This window comes from Mycolicibacter virginiensis, assembly GCF_022374935.2.
Taxonomy (GTDB): domain Bacteria; phylum Actinomycetota; class Actinomycetes; order Mycobacteriales; family Mycobacteriaceae; genus Mycobacterium; species Mycobacterium virginiense.
The window spans coordinates 1,888,588-1,907,480 of sequence record NZ_CP092430.2; the positions used below are offsets into that span (position 1 = coordinate 1,888,588).

16 protein-coding genes are annotated in these 18,893 nt (G+C 67.3%); 6 read left to right on the forward strand and 10 right to left on the reverse strand.

All coding sequences use genetic code 11. The features are described 5' to 3' along the window. The 3 genes from MJO54_RS09130 to MJO54_RS09140 are packed head-to-tail and all read right to left on the reverse strand — an operon-like array spanning position 1 to position 3,530. Positions 1-633 (reverse strand): MBL fold metallo-hydrolase, encoded by a 633-nt coding sequence (locus MJO54_RS09130; RefSeq protein ID WP_046282507.1) that lies wholly within the window; start codon positions 631-633, stop codon positions 1-3. Continuing rightward, positions 630-1,715, reverse strand: a complete 1,086-nt coding sequence (locus MJO54_RS09135) for an S-(hydroxymethyl)mycothiol dehydrogenase (RefSeq protein WP_046282506.1) — start codon at positions 1,713-1,715, stop codon at positions 630-632. Before MJO54_RS09135 ends, MJO54_RS09130 begins: the two co-directional genes overlap by 4 nt. A 9-nt stretch (positions 1,716-1,724) precedes the next feature. Further along, on the reverse strand, positions 1,725-3,530 hold the full coding sequence (locus MJO54_RS09140) for an N-acyl-D-amino-acid deacylase family protein (protein WP_046282505.1): 1,806 nt from the start codon (positions 3,528-3,530) through the stop codon (positions 1,725-1,727). Between the two features lie 92 nt (positions 3,531-3,622). Here MJO54_RS09140 and MJO54_RS09145 point away from each other — a divergent pair, with 92 nt between their 5' ends. The 3 genes from MJO54_RS09145 (at position 3,623) to MJO54_RS09155 (ending at position 6,339) form a co-directional block, all read left to right on the forward strand. Further along, on the forward strand, positions 3,623-4,705 hold the full coding sequence (locus tag MJO54_RS09145) for an AraC family transcriptional regulator (protein WP_046282504.1): 1,083 nt from the start codon (positions 3,623-3,625) through the stop codon (positions 4,703-4,705). A gap of 143 nt (positions 4,706-4,848) precedes the next feature. Continuing rightward, on the forward strand, positions 4,849-5,682 hold the full coding sequence (locus MJO54_RS09150; protein ID WP_240175823.1) for a serine hydrolase domain-containing protein: 834 nt from the start codon (positions 4,849-4,851) through the stop codon (positions 5,680-5,682). Positions 5,683-5,817: 135 nt separating this feature from the next. Then, positions 5,818-6,339, forward strand: coding sequence for a DUF3145 domain-containing protein (locus tag MJO54_RS09155; protein WP_046188341.1), 522 nt, complete (start codon positions 5,818-5,820; stop codon positions 6,337-6,339). Between the two features lie 18 nt (positions 6,340-6,357). On the opposite strand, the gene MJO54_RS09160 is transcribed toward MJO54_RS09155, so the two are convergent. Further along, positions 6,358-7,266: a diacylglycerol kinase gene (locus tag MJO54_RS09160; RefSeq protein WP_240175824.1), complete on the reverse strand. Its 909-nt coding sequence runs from the start codon at positions 7,264-7,266 to the stop codon at positions 6,358-6,360. Beyond that, positions 7,263-8,852 carry an FAD-binding oxidoreductase gene (locus MJO54_RS09165; protein ID WP_105295050.1) on the reverse strand — a complete coding sequence of 530 codons (1,590 nt, stop codon included), beginning with the start codon at positions 8,850-8,852 and terminating at the stop codon, positions 7,263-7,265. Before MJO54_RS09165 ends, MJO54_RS09160 begins: the two co-directional genes overlap by 4 nt. A 56-nt stretch (positions 8,853-8,908) precedes the next feature. On the opposite strand from MJO54_RS09165, the gene MJO54_RS09170 reads away from it, so the two are divergent. Continuing rightward, positions 8,909-9,487, forward strand: coding sequence for a TetR/AcrR family transcriptional regulator (locus tag MJO54_RS09170; protein WP_240175825.1), 579 nt, complete (start codon positions 8,909-8,911; stop codon positions 9,485-9,487). Continuing rightward, positions 9,484-11,025 (forward strand): glycerol-3-phosphate dehydrogenase/oxidase, encoded by a 1,542-nt coding sequence (locus tag MJO54_RS09175; RefSeq protein ID WP_275564501.1) that lies wholly within the window; start codon positions 9,484-9,486, stop codon positions 11,023-11,025. The genes MJO54_RS09170 and MJO54_RS09175 overlap by 4 nt, the downstream gene beginning before the upstream one ends. A 124-nt stretch (positions 11,026-11,149) precedes the next feature. On the opposite strand, the gene MJO54_RS09180 is transcribed toward MJO54_RS09175, so the two are convergent. Together MJO54_RS09180 and MJO54_RS09185 are read right to left on the reverse strand one after the other, a co-directional pair. Further along, positions 11,150-11,716, reverse strand: coding sequence for a methyltransferase family protein (locus tag MJO54_RS09180; protein ID WP_240175827.1), 567 nt, complete (start codon positions 11,714-11,716; stop codon positions 11,150-11,152). 79 nt (positions 11,717-11,795) lie between these two features. After that, positions 11,796-12,674 (reverse strand): LysR family transcriptional regulator, encoded by an 879-nt coding sequence (locus tag MJO54_RS09185; protein ID WP_046286331.1) that lies wholly within the window; start codon positions 12,672-12,674, stop codon positions 11,796-11,798. Between the two features lie 107 nt (positions 12,675-12,781). Here MJO54_RS09185 and MJO54_RS09190 point away from each other — a divergent pair, with 107 nt between their 5' ends. Continuing rightward, positions 12,782-13,531 carry an SDR family oxidoreductase gene (locus MJO54_RS09190; protein WP_046286330.1) on the forward strand — a complete coding sequence of 250 codons (750 nt, stop codon included), beginning with the start codon at positions 12,782-12,784 and terminating at the stop codon, positions 13,529-13,531. A gap of 6 nt (positions 13,532-13,537) precedes the next feature. Here MJO54_RS09190 and MJO54_RS09195 read toward each other — a convergent pair whose 3' ends face one another. From MJO54_RS09195 to kasB, 3 genes are all read right to left on the reverse strand, one after another. Next, a complete protein-coding gene (locus MJO54_RS09195) occupies positions 13,538-15,994 on the reverse strand; it encodes an arylsulfatase (RefSeq protein WP_046286335.1) in 2,457 nt (818 codons plus the stop codon). Between the two features lie 150 nt (positions 15,995-16,144). After that, entirely contained in the window at positions 16,145-17,566 is a 1,422-nt protein-coding gene (locus tag MJO54_RS09200) for an acyl-CoA carboxylase subunit beta (RefSeq protein ID WP_046286329.1), read from the reverse strand. A 55-nt stretch (positions 17,567-17,621) separates the two neighbouring features. Next, the gene (kasB, locus tag MJO54_RS09205) at positions 17,622-18,890 is read right to left on the reverse strand and encodes a 3-oxoacyl-ACP synthase KasB (RefSeq protein ID WP_046286328.1); all 1,269 of its coding nucleotides are present in this window, start codon (positions 18,888-18,890) and stop codon (positions 17,622-17,624) included. Positions 18,891-18,893 lie beyond the last annotated feature (3 nt).

Sequence of the window (18,893 nt, forward strand, 5' to 3'; positions counted from 1 at the left end):
TCAGTGGCCGCGCGCCACCCACTCGTCGTAGTGGACCAATTCGTCACCGATGCGCGTGCTGTCGCCGTGCCCGGTGTAGACGACGGTGTCGGCCGGCAGTTCGCCGAGCCGCCCGGAGATCGACGCCAGGATCGTCGGGAAGTCCGAGAACGAGCGGCCGGTCGCCCCCGGGCCGCCGCAGAACAAGGTGTCGCCGCTGAATACCGCGCCCAGCTCCGGTGCATGCCAGCACACCGAGCCCGGCGAGTGGCCGGGGGTGTGCAGCGCCCGCAATTCCAGGCCTCCGACAGTGAGCGTGTCGCCGTCGGCCACAGCCCGAAAGTCGCTGTCCGGGTGCGTCATCTGCCACAGCATGTCGTCGCCAGGGTGCAGCAGCACCGGTGCGTCGAGCGCCCGACCCAGCTCAGGTGCCACCGTGATGTGGTCGTTGTGGCCATGCGTGCACACCACCGCCACCACGTTGCGCCCGCCGACGGCTTCGATAATCGGAGCGGCGTCGTGGGCTGCGTCGAAGACCACCACATCGGAATCGTCACCGACGATCCAGATGTTGTTGTCGACTTCCCAACTGCCGCCGTCGAGTTCGAATGTGCCGTGAGTGATGACCCGCTGAATCGGACTGGCAGAGGTCATAGCACCACGACCGACCGCAGTACCTCGCCGCCGTGCATGCGTCCGAACGCCTTCTCGACATCGTTCAGCCCGATGCGTTCGGAGACGAACTTGTCCAGCGGAAGCCGGCCCTGCAGGTAAAGGCTGATCAGGGTGGGGAAGTCGCGCTCGGGCAGGCAGTCGCCGTACCAGGAGGACTTCAGCGAACCGCCGCGGGAGAAGAAGTCGATCAGCGGCATCTCCAGCTGCATGTCCGGGGTCGGAACTCCCACCAGCACAACGGTTCCGGCCAGGTCGCGTGCGTAGAAAGCCTGCTTCCAGGTCTCCGGACGCCCGACGGCGTCGATCACCACATCGGCACCGAAACCGTCGGTCAGATCCTGGATGGTCTCCACCGGGTCGAGCTCGCGGGCGTTGATGGTGTGGGTGGCGCCGAATTCACGCGCCCAATTCAGCTTGGTGTTGTCGGTGTCGACCGCGATGATGCGCCGGGCACCCACCAGGGCCGCCCCGGCGATCGCGGCGTCGCCCACACCGCCGCACCCGATCACCGCGACGGTGTCATCGCGGGTGACGCCGCCGGTGTTGATCGCGGCGCCCAGACCGGCCATCACGCCGCAGCCCAACAGCCCGGCCACCGCGGGGTCAGCGCTCGGATCGACCTTGGTGCACTGACCTTCGTGAACCAGGGTCTTGTCGGCGAACGCCCCGATGCCCAGCGCCGGGGTGAGCTCGGTGCCGTCGGTCAGCGTCATCGGAACCGAGGCGTTGAAGGTGTCGAAGCACAGATGCGGGCGGCCGCGCTTGCAGGCGCGGCACTGTCCGCACACCGCACGCCAGTTCAGGATCACGAAGTCGCCGGGCGCGACCGCGGTGACCGCCGATCCCACCGACTCAACCGTGCCGGAGGCCTCGTGGCCCAGCAGGAACGGGTAGCTGTCGTTGATACCGCCGTCGCGGTAGGTCAGGTCGGTGTGGCATACCCCGCAGGCGGTGATGGCGACGACGACGTCGTTGGCACCGGGTTCGGGAATGACGATGTCGGTCACCTCGACCGGCTTGCCCTTTTCACGGGAGATCACCCCGCGCACTGTCTGACTCATGGGGTCACCTTATGTTGCCGGTGTGGCGTCCGATGCGCTGGCTTGCGTGGCCGGCACGCCCGGGGCCGGGGTGCGGGTGTCGGCACGCAGGAAGCTCCCGGTGCGCTGCGTCCCGAGCACGCTGGTGGGCTGACCGTCGAGGACCACCGCTTGGCCGGCGATGAATACGGCGCTGACGGCTTCGTCGTTGCGGTTGACCATGCGTGACATTCCGCCGTAGTGGTCGAAGGATTCCTCGGCGTAGGCGTCGAGGGTGTCGTCGAGATGCGCGGGGTCGATGACCACCACGTCGGCGCGGTCGCCGACGCGCAGGTGACCGGCGTCGACCCGGTACCAGTCGGCGAGTTCACCGGTCAGCCGGTGCACCGCCTGCTCGACCGACAAGAACGCCTGCCCGGACTGCTGGGCGTCCAGGACGTGGCGCAGCAACCGCAGGCCCATGTTGTAGAACGCCATGTTGCGCAGGTGCGCGCCCGCATCCGAGAAACCGATCTGGATGCCGGGTTCGGCGGCGAGTGTTTTGAGCACCTCGGGCCGATCGTTCGAGATCGTGGTGTGCCAGCGCAGGGCGGTCCCGTGCTCGAGGACGAGATCGAGGAAGGCATCGACGGGATGCACTCCGCCGCGCTCGATTCCGACCTGCCCGAAGGACTTTCCGATCACCGAGGCGTCCGGGCAGGCGACGATCTCGGCGTCGAAGAAGTCGCGGTGCCAGACCCGCGGTCCATACTTGTTCTCGTAGTCCTTGCGGAAGCGTCGCCGGTAGGCCTCATCCCGCATCAACTTGTCGCGCTCGAGTGACTCGCGAAGATGCAGTGCCTCGGCTCCCGAGCCGAACTCTTCGAAGATCACCAGGTCGATGCCGTCGGCGTACACCTCGAACGGCACCGGCAGGTGCTGCCAGCGGAAATTGGCGCCCAACTTATTGAGCAGGCGCGATGACTTGATGATGGTCGGAATCGCCAGCCGGTTGCTCTTGACGTCGGCGGCGGCCAGCAGAGTGGTTTTGAGCGGCCGGCGGAATATCCCCAGGGCCTGGGCCAGCTGAGACACCACATCGAACGGGTTCTTGACGTCCGGTCCGGCCTGCAGGATCCGCCCAGTGCGGCGCAGCTTCGACTTGAGCCGACGCAATTCCTTGGGTTTGGCATACGTCGACGGCAACGTGCGCGAGCGGCAGACTTCGCCGTCCATTTTATCGAAAAGCAGCTGCTGGGAAGACATTCCGACGAATCCCGCCTGCAATGCCTCGTCCAGCATCTGTTCCATACGGGCCTGCTCGGCCGCCGTGGGACGCTCATCCGATCGGGTGGCGCGGTCCAATCCCATGGTCGCGGCGCGCATGTCGGAATGCCCGATGAGTGCCGTCACATTGGGTCCGAGCGGCAGTTTCTCCAAGCTGGCGATGTAGTCCTCACAGCTCGACCAGGTCTTGTGCGCATCGATGGTGTCGACCACGTACTGGCGCGGGATGGCCTCCACCCGGCCGAACAGGTCACCGGCATCCTGGCCGTCGACGTGGATGGTGGACAGCGAGCACGAGCCCACCAGCACCGTGGTCACGCCGTGGCGCACCGACTCCGACAGCGAAGGTGCCAGGAGTATCTCGACGTCGTAGTGAGTGTGGATGTCGAGCAGTCCGGGCATCACCCACTTGCCGGCCGCGTCGATCACCCGATTGCAGCCCGACTCGTCGAGTGGTTCGGCCGAGATGACGGCGACGTGCCCGTCGCGGATACCGATATTGCGGATCGCCGACGGCGCCCCGGTGCCGTCGAACCATCGGCCGCCACGGATCACGGTGTCAAAGCTCACGGGTATTCCTTTCCGCCGAATGCCGTTCCAGCATGTCTCGCAAGACGGGCGAAGTCTTGACATCTGCGGACATTTCTTTGATATTTGCGGACATGTCGGTGGTGCGCGGCACCGCGCTGTCGGGATACCCGGAGCTGGTCACCGAGCTCGGCGGTGATCCCGGGGCATTGCTGCTGGTTGCTGGGGTGCCAGACGGGTCCGTCGGAGCCCACGACATCTTCGTGCCGTACCGCGCGGTGATCCTGGCTGTTGAATCTGCGGCGACTGCAACGGGCTGCCCGGATTTCGGGCGCCGCCTGGCCTTACGCCAAGACATCGGCAACTTCGGGCCGCTGGGCGTGGCCGCACGCACCGCGGCCACCGTCGGCGGCGGATTCTCGATCGTGGAGCGGTTCTTGTCCGCCTACAGCCCGGCGATCTCGGCGCGCATCATCCCGGGGGCCCGTGCCGGCGGTTCAGCGAGGCTCGACGCAGGAGAGGGGAAGCTGGGACCGCCGCATGAACCAGGCGAATCGTTCTATGCGTTCGAGGTGCTCATCGAGCGGTCCCCGCCGCATCCGCAGACCACCGAACTGTCGCTGGGGGTGTCGCTGGGGATCATGCGGATGATGTTCGACGCCCCGTATGCGCCGCTGTCGGTGCACCTTCCGCACGAAGCGCTCACCCCGGTGCGCGACTATCTGGCCTACTTCGGCTGCCGGCCCTACTTCGCGCAGCCGGTGGCCGGATTCACCTTCCGCACTGTCGATCTGGACCGCCCCCTGCACCGGGACGACCAGGCGCATCAGGCGATGGTGCGCTATCTCAGTGGCATCACCGCCGAATCGCCGGGCATCGCGGGGTCGGTCCGCGCGATGGCACGCCAGCTGTTGCCCACCGGCGCCGTGAGCCTGGAGTTGATCGCCGGTCAGCTCGGCCTGCACCCCAAGACGCTGCATCGGCGGCTGGCCGCCGAGGAGACGACGTTTGCCGCGCTGGTCGACGGCGTCCGCCGCGATGCCGCCCATCGCTACCTGCGTGACACCGACATCAGCCTGGCGCACCTGACCCGTGAACTCGGCTACGCCGAGCAGAGCGTGCTCAGCCGGTCATGCCAGCGCTGGTTCGGGTGCAGCGCGACCAGTCACCGCAAGGCGGTCCGTGCGGTGACTGGGTTCGACGGCCCCGGTAGCTGATGGCGGTGACCTGTTTCGCCCGCAAGTGGGAGGTGCCCCCATCGCCCGGCTTCGCTGCGCTCGTAGTCCCCGCTGTGCTGATGGCGGTGACCTGCTTCGCCCGGCTTCGCCGCGCTCGCAGTCCCCGCTTAGGCTGGCCTGCGATGTCTGCCGCTGACGCTCTCGCCGCCCTCGACGACTGGCCGGTCGGTCACGCGGCCGCCGCGGTGATCGGCCCGAACGGGGTGCTGGCCACCCACGGCGATACCGCCCGACCGTTCTACCTCGCGTCGGTGACCAAGCCCCTGGTGGCGCGGGCGGTGCAGGTCGCGGTGGAGGAGGGGGCCGTCGAACTCGACACCCCGGCCGGGCCGCCGGGTGCCACGGTGCGACATCTGCTCGCGCACGCCTCCGGGCTCTCGCCGGACTCCGATCGCGTCCTGGCTAAGCCCGGCACCCGGCGGGTCTACTCCAACCACGGCTTCGCGGTGCTGGCCGAAGCTGTGCAGCAAGAGTCCGGGATCGAGTTCGGCCGCTACCTCGCCGAGGCGGTGTTCGAGCCGCTGGGCATGACGGACAGTCGGCTGGACGGGGGAGCGCCGGCAGCCGGTTTCGGTGGTACCTCGACCGTCGCGGACCTGGCCGCTTTCGCCGGCGACCTGCTGACCCCGGTCACGGTGTCGCCGGAGCTGCACGCCGAGGCCACCCGCGTGCAGTTTCCCGGCCTGGACGGTGTGTTGCCCGGCTACGGGCCGCAGCGGCCGAACGACTGGGGGTTGGGCTTCGAGATCCGGGACGGCAAGACACCGCACTGGACCGGTGCGGACAACTCGGCGCGGACGTTCGGCCATTTCGGCCAGTCAGGCACCCTGATCTGGGCTGATCCGGCGATCGAGCGGGCGCTGGTAGTGCTCACCGACCGCGACTTCGGGGACTGGGTCACCGGCCGGTGGCCTGAGCTGTCCGACGCCGTGGTGGCTGCGTACAGCCGGGACTAGCCAACAGGCGTCACACAAGGCACAATAGACACATACAACACTGAATACACTCCAGTTTCTGCAGCAACACTGCTCATGCTCGGTACCACCAGGTCGTTGGGGAAGACGTCCCTCGTGGATCCGAAGGAGCAACTGATGCGCGCGACGAATCAATTCGCCGACGTGACCAGCGGCGTGGTGTACATCCACGCCTCGCCCGCGGCGGTGTGCCCGCACGTCGAGTGGGCACTGACCTCGGCTTTGGGTGCCCGAAACGGCCAGGCGAAGCTCAACTGGACGCCGCAACCGGCCATGCCGGGACAGCTGCGAGCCGTGGTCAACTGGGTCGGACCGGTGGGAACCGGCGCCCAGCTGGCCAGTGCGCTGCGCTCCTGGTCGGTGCTGCGGTTCGAAGTCACCGAAGACCCCAGCGCCGGAGTCGACGGCCAGCGGTTCAGCCACACCCCGCAGCTCGGCCTGTGGAGCGGAACGATGAGCGCCAACGGCGACGTGATGGTCGGGGAGAACCGCCTGCGCACGCTGATGGCCGCCGGCGCCGACGCGCTGGCCGCCGAGCTGGAGACGGTGCTCGGCACGGCCTGGGATGATGCACTCGAGGCTTATCGTGACGGCGGTGAGGGCGCGGAGGTGTCCTGGCTCAGCCGCGGTGTGGGCTGATTTCCTCCCGCGCGCGAGTCAGGGGCGGCGCAGGATCTGCAGCGCGCCCGGCACCGCTGACACCGTCACGGGCAGCGGGGCGACGTAGTCGCCGTCGGCGTAGGCGTTGATTCCGGGGCACTCGACCCGAATCGAGTTCGCCCGCCGGGTACTCACCTCGTCGAGCAGCACATGGGTGCCTTTGAACACGGTGGGGAACAGGCGAATCAGCTTGGTTCGCGAGCCCGAGTGCACCATGGTGACGTCCAGCAGGCCGTCGGCGTGATCGGCTCCCGGGCAGATCAGCATGCCGCCGCCGTAGCTGCGGGTGTTGCCGAAAGCCGCCAGCGTCAGTTCGATGTCCAGCGGCTCATCGTCGTCGAAGGTCACCCGGAACGGCAGCAGGCGCAGCTTGGACATCTCCGCGACCATGGCGACGTTGTAGCGCATCCGGCCGTGCGGCCAGCGCATCCGGTTGACCCGGTCGCTCACCAGCGAATCGAAACCGGCCGCCATCACCGTGCCGAACCAGGACACCGCGCCGCCGTCTTCGACGATGCGGCCCAGATCGATCGTCTCGGTCTGGCCTTCGGCGACGACGTCGGCGGCGGCCTCGGGATCGCCAGTGGGCAAACCGTATTCACGGGCGTGGTCGTTACCGGTGCCGGCCGGGATGATCCCCAGCGGCACGTCGCCGAGTGCCAACGACTGCAGCGCCAGCGAGATGACGCCGTCGCCGCCGGCTACCACCACAGCGTCCGTTCCGGCGGCCAGCGCCTCATCGAGCAGCTGTCGTGCGTGGTGAGCGTCGGAACCGACGATGTGGTTGACGCTGACCCCCCGCTGCTGGAACCGTGCCAGCGCTCGCTCGGCGGCATGCCGGGCATTACCGTGCCCGGCAGCCGGGTTGGTCAGCAGCGTGATCCGTTTGATCTGACGCGACGTCATGGAATCAGTTTGCCGGGGTTGAGGATTCCGGCCGGGTCCAGCGTGGCCTTGACCGCTCGCAACACCTGCACACCCAGCTCGCCCACCTCTTCGGCCATCCACGGCCGGTGATCGGCCCCGACCGCGTGGTGGTGGGTGATGGTTCCGCCGGCCTGCATAATCGCATTGCCCGCAGCGACTTTCGCGGCCTGCCACTGGTCGATGGGATTGCCGCGCTGACCGGCCACCACGGTGAAGTACAGCGATGCGCCGGTCGGGTAGACGTGCGAGATGTGACACAGCACCAGTGCGGGCGTCCCGCTGTCGCCCAGCGCGGTGGTCAGCGCCTCGGTGACCGCTGCCTTGAGCGTGGGAACGCGCGCCCAGTCGGTGGCGGTTTCCAGTGTTTCGCACAGCGCCCCGGCGGCCAGCAGCGAATCGCGCAGGTAGGGCGCGGAGAATCGACCGTGCTCCCAAGCCCGCGCCGGTTCTTCGCCCAGCGACGTGCCGCCGTGCGCAGCCAGCACCGCCCGGGTCTCGGCGTGCCGGCTTTCGGTGTGTTCGGCGGTCCCCTCGAACAGCGTGATCGCCAGGCAGCCTCCGGTGATCTGTTGCTCGCCGATCTGCTCGGTGGTGGCCAGGTTCACGCCCGTCTCGGCTTCGTCGGAAAGTCGGATCACGGTCGGTCCGGCGCCGGTCTGCGTGACCGCGCGCAGCGCCGTGGCGCCGGTGGCGAAGTCCGGGAAGGACCAGGCCTCATAGCGGGTGGTTGCCGGCACCGGATGCACCCGCACCCGCACCCGGGTGATGACGCCGAAAACGCCCTCCGACCCCAGCAACAGCTGGCGCAGATCCGGCCCGGCAGCCGAGGCGGGCGCGCGTCCCAGGTCCAACACGCCGGCCGGGGTGATCATCCGCAGGCCGCGGACCATGTCGTCGAAGCGGCCGTAGCCGGCCGAGTCCTGACCCGAGGAGCGGGTGGCGGCGAAGCCGCCGAGGGTGGCGAACTGAAAGCTCTGCGGAAAATGGCCCAACGAGAAACCGTGCTCACCGAGCAGTCGCTCGGCCTCCGGCCCGGTCACCCCGGCGCCGAGTTCCGCCTCGCCGGAGACCTCGTCGAGGTTGAGCAGTGCATCGAACCGGCGCAGGTCCAGGCACACCACGGCTTTCAGGGCGCCGGATTCGCCGCGGAGCGGGTCGAGCCCGCCGACGACACTGGTACCGCCGCCGAAGGGAACCACCGCGATGGCGTGCTGGCTGCAGTAGCTCAAGACGGCCGCGACTTCGTCCTCACTGCCGGGCAGCAGTACCGCGTCGGGCGCATCCTGGGTGCCGGAATCATTGCGCCGCAGCAGATCCAGAGTGGACTTGCCCCCGGCGTGCAGTAGTCGTGCGGTGTGATCGGTGCGGCAGAAGCCATCGCCGACGATCGCCGCCAAGGCTGCGTGGTCAGCGTCGGTCAGTGCCGACGGCGTGAGCGAGACCTGGTTCGGATCGCGTTCCGGGGCGCTCGTGCCGTCCACCCCCAGGGCTGCTTTGAGCAATTGACGGATGCCGTCGCTCAAAGGCTTGGCCGCTGCCGGATCGCCCCAGGCGTTCCACTTCATCGGCGGGTTCAGGGCGTCGTCGGCATCGGCCTGCGTCATGCGTTACAGTATTACATATGCTGTCAACTAGTAATGACGAGCAGGTGGAGGTCGGGGAGCGCATCCTCGACGCCGCCGCGAGCTGCCTGCTCGCATTGGGAATGGAGCGGGTGACCCTGGCGGCCATCGCGCGCCGCGCCGGGGTGAGTCGCCCAACGGTGTACCGGCGGTGGTCGGACAGCCGCTCGGTGATCGCCGCACTGCTGACCTCGCGGATCACCACGGCCTGGACCGAACTCGAGCAACCGGGAACCGGGCGTGAGGCACTGGTGACGCGGATCGTCGCGGTTGCGGCGCGGCTGCGCCACGACGAGGTGGTGATGCAGGTGCTGCACCACGCACCCGATCTGGCGATGGTCTACATCGCCCAGCGGATGGGTGCCAGCCAACGGCGACTGGTCGATCTGGTGGCCGGCGAACTCGGCGGCGCCCAAGCCGCCGGCAGCGTGCGAGCCGGCGACCCGCGTGAACTCGCCGCGATGTGTCTGCTGATCACCCAATCGGCCATTCAGTCCGCGCAAGTCGTCGCGTCGATCCTCGACGAGGACGCACTCTCCACCGAACTGGCCTACACACTGAACAGGTACCTCTCCTGATGCCCGATACCGCAGCGCTCAACTCCGCTCGCCGCACCGCCGAACTGACCGCACTGGCCGACGGCGCACCCGTTGATGTCGTCGTGATCGGCGCTGGCATCACCGGTGCCGGCATCGCCCTGGACGCGGCCACCCGCGGCCTTCGGGTGGTGTGTGTGGACAAACAAGACCTGGCGTTCGGCACCAGCCGGTGGAGTTCGAAACTGGTGCACGGCGGACTGCGCTACCTCGCGACCGGCAATGTGGGCATTGCGCGGCGCAGCGCCATCGAGCGCGGAATCCTGATGACCCGCAACGCACCTCACCTGGTGCGGGCGATGCCGCAACTGGTCCCGCTGCTGGGGTCGATGCCGCGACGGGATCGGGCCCTGGTGCGCACCGGGTTTCTCGCCGGCGACGCCCTGCGCCGGCTGGCCGGCACACCGGCGACGGTGTTGCCCCGCTCGCGACGGGTCTCCGCCGAGCACGCCGTGGGGTTGGCGCCGACCGTGCGCCGCGACGGCCTCGACGGTGGCCTGTTGGCCTATGACGGGCAGTTGATCGACGACGCCCGCCTGGTCACGGCGGTCGCTCGAACCGCGGCCCAGCACGGCGCGACGATCCTGACCTATGTGGCGGCATCGCACGCCACCGGCGACACGGTACGGCTGACTGATCAGATCTCTGGTGAGTCGTTCGATGTCGCCGCGCGGGCGGTGATCAATGCGACCGGGGTCTGGGCCGCTGACATCGACGCGGCGCTGCGGCTGCGCCCGAGCCGCGGAACACACCTGGTATTCGACGCGGCCGCCTTCGGCAATCCGACTGCTGCGCTGACCGTGCCGATCCCCGGTGAGCTCAACCGGTTCGTGTTCGCCATGCCCGAGCAGCTCGGCCGGGTGTATCTGGGCCTCACCGATGAAGAGGCGCCCGGGCCGATTCCCGATGTGCCACAACCCACCTCGGCGGAGGTCTCGTTCCTGTTGGACACCGTCAACACCGCGTTGGGCACCGCGCTGAGCGCGGCCGACGTCCGCGGCGCCTACGCCGGGCTGCGACCGCTGATCGATACCGGAGAAGGCCACACCGCCGACGTGTCACGCAATCATGCCGTCGTCGAATCGGAGACCGGGGTGTTCAGCGTGATCGGCGGCAAGCTGACCGAGTACCGGCATATGGCCGAAGACGTGCTGGACCGGGCCGTGCGCCTGCGGGCGCTACCGGCCACGCCGTGTCGCACGCGGGACTTGCCGTTGATCGGTGCACCCGACAACGAGGGGTCGCACCTTCCGCTGACTGCTGCCCTGCCCGAGTCGCTGGTGCTGCGCTATGGCGGGGAGGCGGCCAACGTGCTGGCCGCTGCCACCTGCGAGCGGCCGGCAGCGGCGGTGGCCGAGGGCATCGACGTGATCCGTGCCGAGTTCGAGTACGCGGTCAGTCACGAAGGTGCGCTGACCGTGGAGGACATCGTGGATCGCCGGACCCGGATCGGACTGGTGGCCGAAGACCGCGACCGCGTCGTCGAGGTGGCAAGCGAATTTCTCACGGCTGCCGATTGAGTCGAGCCGTAACGGAACCAATTCGTATCGACTGCCTCGAAGGCCGAGGGTATCGCGCTACCGGCCGACCCCGAGGCAGCGCTGCAGCAGGCGCTGTCGGCGATCCTCGCCGTTGGCTGAAGTGCTACAGGTACCGGCGAACTCGGCTGCAGTAGTCGGCGTACTCGCGGCCGTAGTGCTCACGCATGAACGCTTCCTCGCGCAGCACCTGCCGGTTGAACAGCCACACTCCGGCGAGCAGATAGATCAGCGGAATCCAGGTGGGGAACACCAGGAACTGGCCGAGTAGCACCAGCCCGAACCCGACATAGATGGGGTTGCGACTCAACGCGAACACACCCGACGTCACCAGCTTGTCCGGGCTGTCGGTGTCGATGCCGACACGAAAGCTGCTGCCGAACGCGACCAGGCTCGCCACGAGGAACAGCAGGCCGGCGAAACAGCAGGCGACTCCGGACCACGAGATGGCCTCGGATCGCCAGAACCGCTCGGAACCCACCAACGGCCACCCGAAGGCGCCGGCGAACACCACGTAGAAGTAGACCAGCGCGAAGGGTGGGATCAGGAAGTCCTTGCGATCTGTACTCCCGAAGTGCATGGCGTCGGTTCCATTGCGTCGCAGCATGATCAGGCGAGCGAATACCAGGATGGGGCAGAGCGCGAGCGCCAAGGCGGCGAGATATCCGGGCATCGGAATCCTTTCGGTTCCAAGCGGCCACAACCAACTAATTCATCACACGATGAATTGTCTGGGGTGGGTCTACCGCTTGTCAAGGGCGACCACGCAGGATGAGATCTCGCACCGCTGAACTGGTGTGGGGCTGCCACAGCGCCTGCAGCGGCACCAGCAGCGGCTCGTCGAGGTCGACGACGGTGACGGTGCCGTCGAGGGCCGGACCGGTCGGTGCGGTGACGAACGCGACGGCGCTCTCGGTCAGGGCCGCCACCTCAGGCGGGCAGCCCTGCACCCGGCTGACCCGGTATTGCGGCTCGAATCCGGCACGCCGGCAGGCGTTGACCAGAAAGTCGCTGTAGTAAGAGGCCCCGGGCGGCGCCCACAGCGCGATCAGTTCGTCGGCGAGATCGGCGATGCGGATGCGGGAGCTCGCTGCCAGCGGGTGATCGGCGGGCACGGCGATCCGCAGCGGGTCGTAGCCGATCACTGCGCCGGCCAGTAGGTCCTGGGGCACCACGGCGCGCCGCAGCCCCAACTGCACGGTGCCTTCGCGCACTCCGGCGGTCAGCCGATCGGGAAACAGCTGCACGACCGTGAAGGAAGTGTCGGGCGAGGCGGCGATCGCCGGTTCGATCAGGGCGTAGACGTCGTGATTGCTGATCGCAGGGGAGTGTCCGACCACGAACTCATCCGGCTGGGCGCTGGCCGCGGCCCGGGTGTGCGCTGTGAGGGTTCGGGCCGCCGCCAACAACGCGCGGCCCTCGTCCATCAGGGTCTGGCCGGCGGCGGTCAAGGTGACGCGGCGCCCGGCGCGCACCAGCAGCGTCACACCGATCTCCTTCTCCAGCTGTTGCACCGAATGCGACAACGCCTGCTGTGACAGATGCAGCTGCGTGGCGGCGCTGGTGAAGCCGGCGGACTCGGCGACGGCGATGAAGTGGGTCAGGCGGCGAAGGTCCGGGACCGGGAACATCGGCCCATGCTAACTACAAACAGATTTTGTTGATCCCGCGTATAACGCTGTTTCTCATTTGTATAGCGTCCGGTTAGTTTCGTGGTCAGACACAGAAGGGGACTTCCATGAGTGATTTGACCGGAAAATCGGCAGTGGTGGCCGCGGGGGCCAAGAACCTGGGCGGCCTGATCAGCACCACTTTGGGCTCGCACGGCGTCAACGTCGCGGTGCACTACAACAGTGACAGCTCCGAGCCCGACGCCGACAAGACCGTGGCTGCGGTGCAGGACGCCGGAGCCAAGGCCATCAAGGTGCAGGGCGACCTGACCGTTCCGGCGAATGTCACCGCCCTCTTCGACACCGCGGTGGATGCGTTCGGTGGCCTGGACTTCGCGGTCAACACGGTCGGCAAGGTGCTGCGAAAGCCCATGTTGGAGACCACCGAAGCCGAGTACGACTCGATGTTCGACATCAATGCCAAGTCCGCGTACTTCTTTTTGCAGGAGGCCGGTAAGCGCCTCAACGACAACGGTTCGGTGGTGACGATCGTGACCGCGCTGCTGGGGGCGTTCACCGACGGCTATTCCACCTATGCGGGCTCCAAGAGTCCGGTCGAGCACTTCACCCGTGCTGCGGCAAAGGAATTCGGGACCCGGGGGATCAATGTCAACAGCGTCGCGCCCGGGCCGATGGACACGCCGTTCTTCTATCCGCAGGAGACCCCCGAGCGCGTCGAGTTCCACAAGTCGCAGGCGATGGGCAATCGGTTGACCAAGATCGAGGACATCGCGCCGCTGGTCCTGTTCTTGCTCGACGGCGGTCACTGGATCACCGGTCAGACCGTCTTCGCCAACGGCGGCTACACCACCAGGTGAGCCCGGTCAGTCGCGCGCCAGTGCCGCTGCCGCTTCCCGTTGGAGATCGACGAAGGCCTCACTGCTGACGTCGATCACGACGGCCTGGATGCTGCCGCCGGTGAAGGTGCCGGGATTCTGGTACTGGTCGGAGACATTGTCGCCACTGTCGTATCCGACACACAGACCGTCGCCGGCGAGGGTGAACTTGCCCAACTGGGCGCGCATCGGACCCGTGTCCACGGGGCTGCCGTCCACGTAAAGCGTGGTGGTGCCGAGGGATTCGCCGTACTTACCGGACTCCTTGCGGACGAATTCCATCCCGAGGGTGTGCTTGCCGGGCGCCAGTGGCCGCGAGACGAACTCCTGCTCGGGCTTGATGCCGAGGAAGTTGTACACGTAGTGCAGCTTGCCGTCCTTGATGAACAGCACATGCCCGCCGAACCTGGAGCCGTGGGCAAAGAGCACCCCTTGGGCGTCGCGGCTGAGATCGACGTTCGCCACGATCTTGTAGGACCGCCCGCGGATGTTGGCTGCCACGCCTTCCGGAACCGGAGCCGTGTCCGGGTAGTAGGTGTAGCGATCGCGCGGTGGTTCGAACTGCGGCCGGGTGATGGTGATCAACTCGGTTGCCGTGCGGTCGTCCAGGGGCAGGACGTAGTTGTCCTTGGCCTCCACGTGCCACGCGTCGATGAGTGCCTTGAGTTTGTCGGGATGTTGGTCGGCGACGTTCGTGGATTCGGAGCGATCTTCATCGACGTGGTAGAGCTCCCAGCGGTCGGAATCGAAATGGCCCTTGCCGCTGATCGGTGCGTGCAGCGCTGACGCCTTCCAGCCGTCCTCCCAGATTCCGCGGGTGCCCAGCATGGCGTAGTACTGCCGCTTCTTGGCGGTGGGCGCATCGGGGGAGTCGAAGCTGTAGCGCATCGACACCCCGTTGAGCGGGTACTGCTTCACGCCGCGATACTCTCCGGGCATCGGGATACCGACCGCATCGAGGATGGTCGGCACAATGTCGGTGGCGTGGTGGTACTGATGGCGCACTTGGCCTTTGGCCTTGATACCGGCGGGCCAGTGGATCACCATGGGGTCGCAGGTACCCCCGGAGAACTGCGAATAGCGCTTGAACATCTGAAACGGTGTGGAGAACGCAGCTGCCCAGCCGGTCGGATAGTGGTTGTAGGTGGCGGGGGTGCCCAGTGTGTCGAGATAGCGCATGTTCTCGGCCAGGTCATCGGGGTAGCCGTTGAAGAATTTGTTCTCGTTGACCGAGCCGTTCGGGGAGCCTTCGCCGGAGGCGCCGTTGTCGGCGCAGTAGAAGATGAGCGTGTTGTCCAACTGGCCGGTGTGCTCGAGGTAGTCGACGATCCGGCCCACTTGAGCATCGGTGTATTCGGAGAATCCGGCGAAGACCTCGGCCATCCGGGAGAACAGTCGTTTCTCGTCGGCGTTGAGTGAATTCCACGGCCGTACCGCATCAGCCGGCAACGCGACGTCGTCGGGAAGGGGATTCAGCGGTGTCAGCCGGGTGCCCTTGGGCATGATGCCCTTGTCGACCATGCGGGCCAACACCCACTCCCGATACGCCTCGTAGCCGTCATCGAACCTGCCGCGGTACTTCTCGGCGTACTCGGTCGGGCTGTGATGCGGGGCATGATTGGCCCCCGGGCAGAACCACATGTACCAGGGTTTGGACGGGTTGCTGGACCGTTGGTCGCGCAGCATGCGAAGCGCGTTGTCGGCGAGATCTTTCGACAGGTGGTAGCCGTCTTCTGGGCTGTAGGGCTGCTCGATGAATCGGTTGTCCTCGACCAGATCCGGGTACCACTGGTTGGTTTCCCCGCCGAGAAAGCCGTAGAACCGATCGAAGCCCTTCTGCAGCGGCCACTCCGATTTGCTGCCCCCGCTGGACACGTCCTCCTCGGGCACGTTGTGGTTCTTACCCACCCAGAACGTGCTGTACCCGTTGTCCTGCAGCACCTGCCCGATCGTCGCGCATTGTGCGGGCAGGCGGGCCGCCGCGCCGGGGAAGCCGTCGGAGCCCTCGGTGATCGAGGCGAAGCGGTTCACGTGGTGGTTGCGACCGGTCAAGACGCAGGAGCGGGTCGGTGAACACAGCGCCGTGGTGTGCCATTGCGAATAGGTCAGCCCGTTGTCGGCAAGGCGCTGCATGACGGGCATGTCGATTGCCCCGCCGTAGGGCGACCACGCCGCCATCCCGGTGTCGTCGTAGAGCACCACCAACACATTGGGTGCGTCCTTGGGGGCATGCTTGAGCTCGAACGGACCCCAGTCGGGCTGCGAATCGCGCACGTCGAGTTCGATCTTGCCGTTGAACCCGTCGTTGATCCCGGTGCCATAACCAGGGGCGCCGACAGCCTCACCGCTACTGCCCTTGCTTTCGCAGCCGGCCAGCGCCGAGACGCCGGCGCCGCCCACCCCCAACGCCGCTAGGCCGCCCAATATCTGGCGCCGTCGCAACATGGCGCGAGGTCGGCTGTCATCGGTCTCGGACTCACCGGTGCTGACTTGCGATGTCTCGTCGAATGACTCCATGCGAATGGAGTATTCGCCAATTGTCGGCCGGTGGATGGTGATTCGGGCCCATCCGTTGGCGGAGCTGATGCAGGGTGCTTACAGCGGGATGTTCTTGTGGCGGCCGCGGCGGGCCGGCGCCTCGGCCAGTGCCTGGGTGATCTTGCCGCGGGTGTGCGAGGGGTCGATCTTCTCGTCGACCACGCCGATGTCGATGGCGCTGTCCACTCCGCCTGCGATCCGCTCGTGCTCGGCGGCCAGCTCCTCGTGCAGTGCCTCGCGCTCGTGGTCGGGCGCGGCGGCCAGCTTCTTCTTGTGCAGGATGCCGACCGCGGCCTTGGCGCCCATCACCGCGACCTCGGCGTCCGGCCAGGCGAACACCTTGGTGGCGCCCAACGACCGCGAGTTCATCGCGATGTAGGCCCCGCCGTAGGTCTTGCGAGTCACCAGCGTGACGCGGGGGACGGTGGCCTCGCCGAACGCGTGCAGCAGCTTGGCGCCGCGGCGCACCACGCCACCCCATTCCTGGCCGACGCCCGGCAGGTAGCCCGGCACGTCGACGATCACGATCAGCGGAATCCCGAACGCGTCGCACAGCCGCACGAAACGTGCCGCCTTCTCGGCGCTCTCGGAGTTCAGGCAGCCGCCCAGTCGCAGCGGGTTGTTGGCCAGCACGCCGACGGTGCGACCCGACAACCGGCCCAGCCCGACCACCATCGACGGCGCCCACTTGGCCTGGAATTCATCGAACGGCGCGTCGGCATCAAGCAGGCCGTTCACCAGCGGGTGCACGTCGTAGGCGCGTCGCGCCGACTCCGGCAGCAGTGCGTGCAGGTCGATCTCGCCCGCCTCGGCCTTGTTGCGGTCGAAGTGGCCCTGCTGGCAGAACAACCCGACCAGGCGGCGGCCCCGCTCGTAGGCGTCGAGCTCGTCGTCGGCGACGATGTGGCACACGCCGGACTTCTTGTGGTGGGTGTCGGGGCCGCCGAGCGCGGCCATGTCGACGTCCTCACCGGTGACGCTGCGCACCACGTCGGGGCCGGTGACGAACACCCGGCCCTCCGGTGCCATCACGATGACGTCGGTCAGGGCCGGCCCGTAGGCGGCGCCGCCGGCGGCGAATCCGACCACCACCGAGATCTGCGGGACGAATCCGGAGGCCCGGATCATGGCCTCGAAGACCCGTCCGACCGCGTGCAAGGCTCGCACGCCCTCGGCCAGCCGGGCGCCACCCGAGTGCCACAGGCCCACGATCGGGCTCTGCTCGGCGATCGCGGTGTCGTAGGCGTTGACGATGTGGTCGCAGCCCTCGATGCCCATCGCCCCGCCCATCACGGTGCCGTCGGTGCAGAACGCGATGGTGCGCACTCCGTTGACGGTGCCACCAGCGGCCAGCACGCCGGACCGATCGCGCTCGTGCAGCAATTCCACGGTGCCGTCGTCGAAGAACGTCGACAGACGCAGCAGGGGATCGCGCGGGTCGAGCGATTCGCCCACCGCCTCGGGAGCCATAGTCGTCATCGCGCCTCTCCTTGGTTTTTGATCGCGGGTCTCGCTTCTGGTCCTTCTGGGGCCTTCAGTACCGACCGAAGACGATGGCGACGTTGTGCCCGCCGAACCCGAATGAGTTGTTGATCGCGTACTCGTAGTTGCCAGGTCGCGGTTCGCCCGCCACCACATCCAGGTCGATCTCGGGATCGAGGTTCTCCATGTTCCGAGTCGGCGGGACGATCTGTTCACGCAGAGCCATCACCGTCAGGATGGACTCGACCGCGCCGACCGCACCGACCGAGTGGCCGAGTGCCGCCTTGGGCGCGTACACAGCGGCGTTGCCGCCATGCGGACCCAACGCGAGGTTGATGGCGTGGCCTTCTGCCACGTCACCCACCGTGGTTCCGGTGGCGTGCGCATTGACGTGGCTGATGTCGCCGGGTGTCAGGCCGGCGGCCTGGATCGCCCGCGTCATGGCCCGACCCGCGCTTTGGCCGTCGGGGTCCGGCGCGACGATGTGGTAGCCGTCGGAGGTGATCGAGGCACCCATGATGCGGGCGAGGATGTTGGCCCCGCGCGCCTTGGCGTGCTCCTCGGTCTCGATCACCATCAGTGCGGCGCCCTCACCGAACACGAACCCGTTGCGGTCGCGGTCGAATGGGCGGCACGCGCCCTCCGGGTCGTCATTGCTGGTGGACAGCACGATGCGCATCTGGGCGAACCCGGCGATCGGCACGGCTTCGATCCGGGTCTCCACCCCACCGCAGATCGCCATGTCGGCCTCGCCGAGCACGATCTGCTGCCAGGCATGGGCGATGCCTTCGGAGCCGGATGCACAGGCCGAGATCGGGGTGATCACCCCGGCCTTGGCCTGACGATCCAGACCGACCGCAGCGGCCGCTCCATTGGGCATGTACTTCTGCACGACCAACGGCGAGACCGCCTTGAGGCCGCGTTCGCGCATGCCGTCATAGGCCCAGACGAGCTCCTCGCTGGAACCCATCCCGGTACCGATCGACACCATGAGGCGCCGAGTGTCGACTTCGGGTGAACCGGCGTGCTCCCACGCACGCCGGCTCAGCACCAAAGCCATCTTCTGCAGGTAGGAAAGCCGACGCAGCTCGGTCCGGTTCAGCCCTTCGTCGAACGACTCCGGGGTCTCGACGAGATGCCCGCCGATGCGAACCGGCAGGTCATACTCCTCGACGAATGAATCGGTGAGCTTGCGAATGCCGCTCTGGCCGTCCAGTAGCTTCTTCCAGGTGTTCTCCCCGTCCGCGGCCAAAGCCGTCGTCATGGCGTAGCCGGTGACGACGACGTTGGGGAGACCCTTTCCCGTTGCCAGCGTTGACATGGC

Excerpts from the sequence above, each read along its gene's own strand:
- MJO54_RS09165 (WP_105295050.1), bottom strand. The coding sequence starts at position 8,852 with ATGAAGTGGAACGCCTGGGGCGATCCGGCAGCGGCCAAGCCTTTGAGC.
- MJO54_RS09195 (WP_046286335.1), bottom strand. The coding sequence starts at position 15,994 with ATGTTGCGACGGCGCCAGATATTGGGCGGCCTAGCGGCGTTGGGGGTG.
- MJO54_RS09185 (WP_046286331.1), bottom strand. The coding sequence starts at position 12,674 with ATGTTCCCGGTCCCGGACCTTCGCCGCCTGACCCACTTCATCGCCGTC.
- MJO54_RS09145 (WP_046282504.1), top strand. The coding sequence starts at position 3,623 with ATGTCGGTGGTGCGCGGCACCGCGCTGTCGGGATACCCGGAGCTGGTC.
- MJO54_RS09180 (WP_240175827.1), bottom strand. The coding sequence starts at position 11,716 with ATGCCCGGATATCTCGCCGCCTTGGCGCTCGCGCTCTGCCCCATCCTG.
- MJO54_RS09155 (WP_046188341.1), top strand. The coding sequence starts at position 5,818 with ATGCGCGCGACGAATCAATTCGCCGACGTGACCAGCGGCGTGGTGTAC.
- MJO54_RS09200 (WP_046286329.1), bottom strand. The coding sequence starts at position 17,566 with ATGACGACTATGGCTCCCGAGGCGGTGGGCGAATCGCTCGACCCGCGC.
- MJO54_RS09135 (WP_046282506.1), bottom strand. The coding sequence starts at position 1,715 with ATGAGTCAGACAGTGCGCGGGGTGATCTCCCGTGAAAAGGGCAAGCCG.
- kasB (WP_046286328.1), bottom strand. The coding sequence starts at position 18,890 with ATGTCAACGCTGGCAACGGGAAAGGGTCTCCCCAACGTCGTCGTCACC.
- MJO54_RS09150 (WP_240175823.1), top strand. The coding sequence starts at position 4,849 with ATGTCTGCCGCTGACGCTCTCGCCGCCCTCGACGACTGGCCGGTCGGT.
- MJO54_RS09130 (WP_046282507.1), bottom strand. The coding sequence starts at position 633 with ATGACCTCTGCCAGTCCGATTCAGCGGGTCATCACTCACGGCACATTC.
- MJO54_RS09160 (WP_240175824.1), bottom strand. The coding sequence starts at position 7,266 with ATGACGTCGCGTCAGATCAAACGGATCACGCTGCTGACCAACCCGGCT.
- MJO54_RS09190 (WP_046286330.1), top strand. The coding sequence starts at position 12,782 with ATGAGTGATTTGACCGGAAAATCGGCAGTGGTGGCCGCGGGGGCCAAG.
- MJO54_RS09170 (WP_240175825.1), top strand. The coding sequence starts at position 8,909 with ATGCTGTCAACTAGTAATGACGAGCAGGTGGAGGTCGGGGAGCGCATC.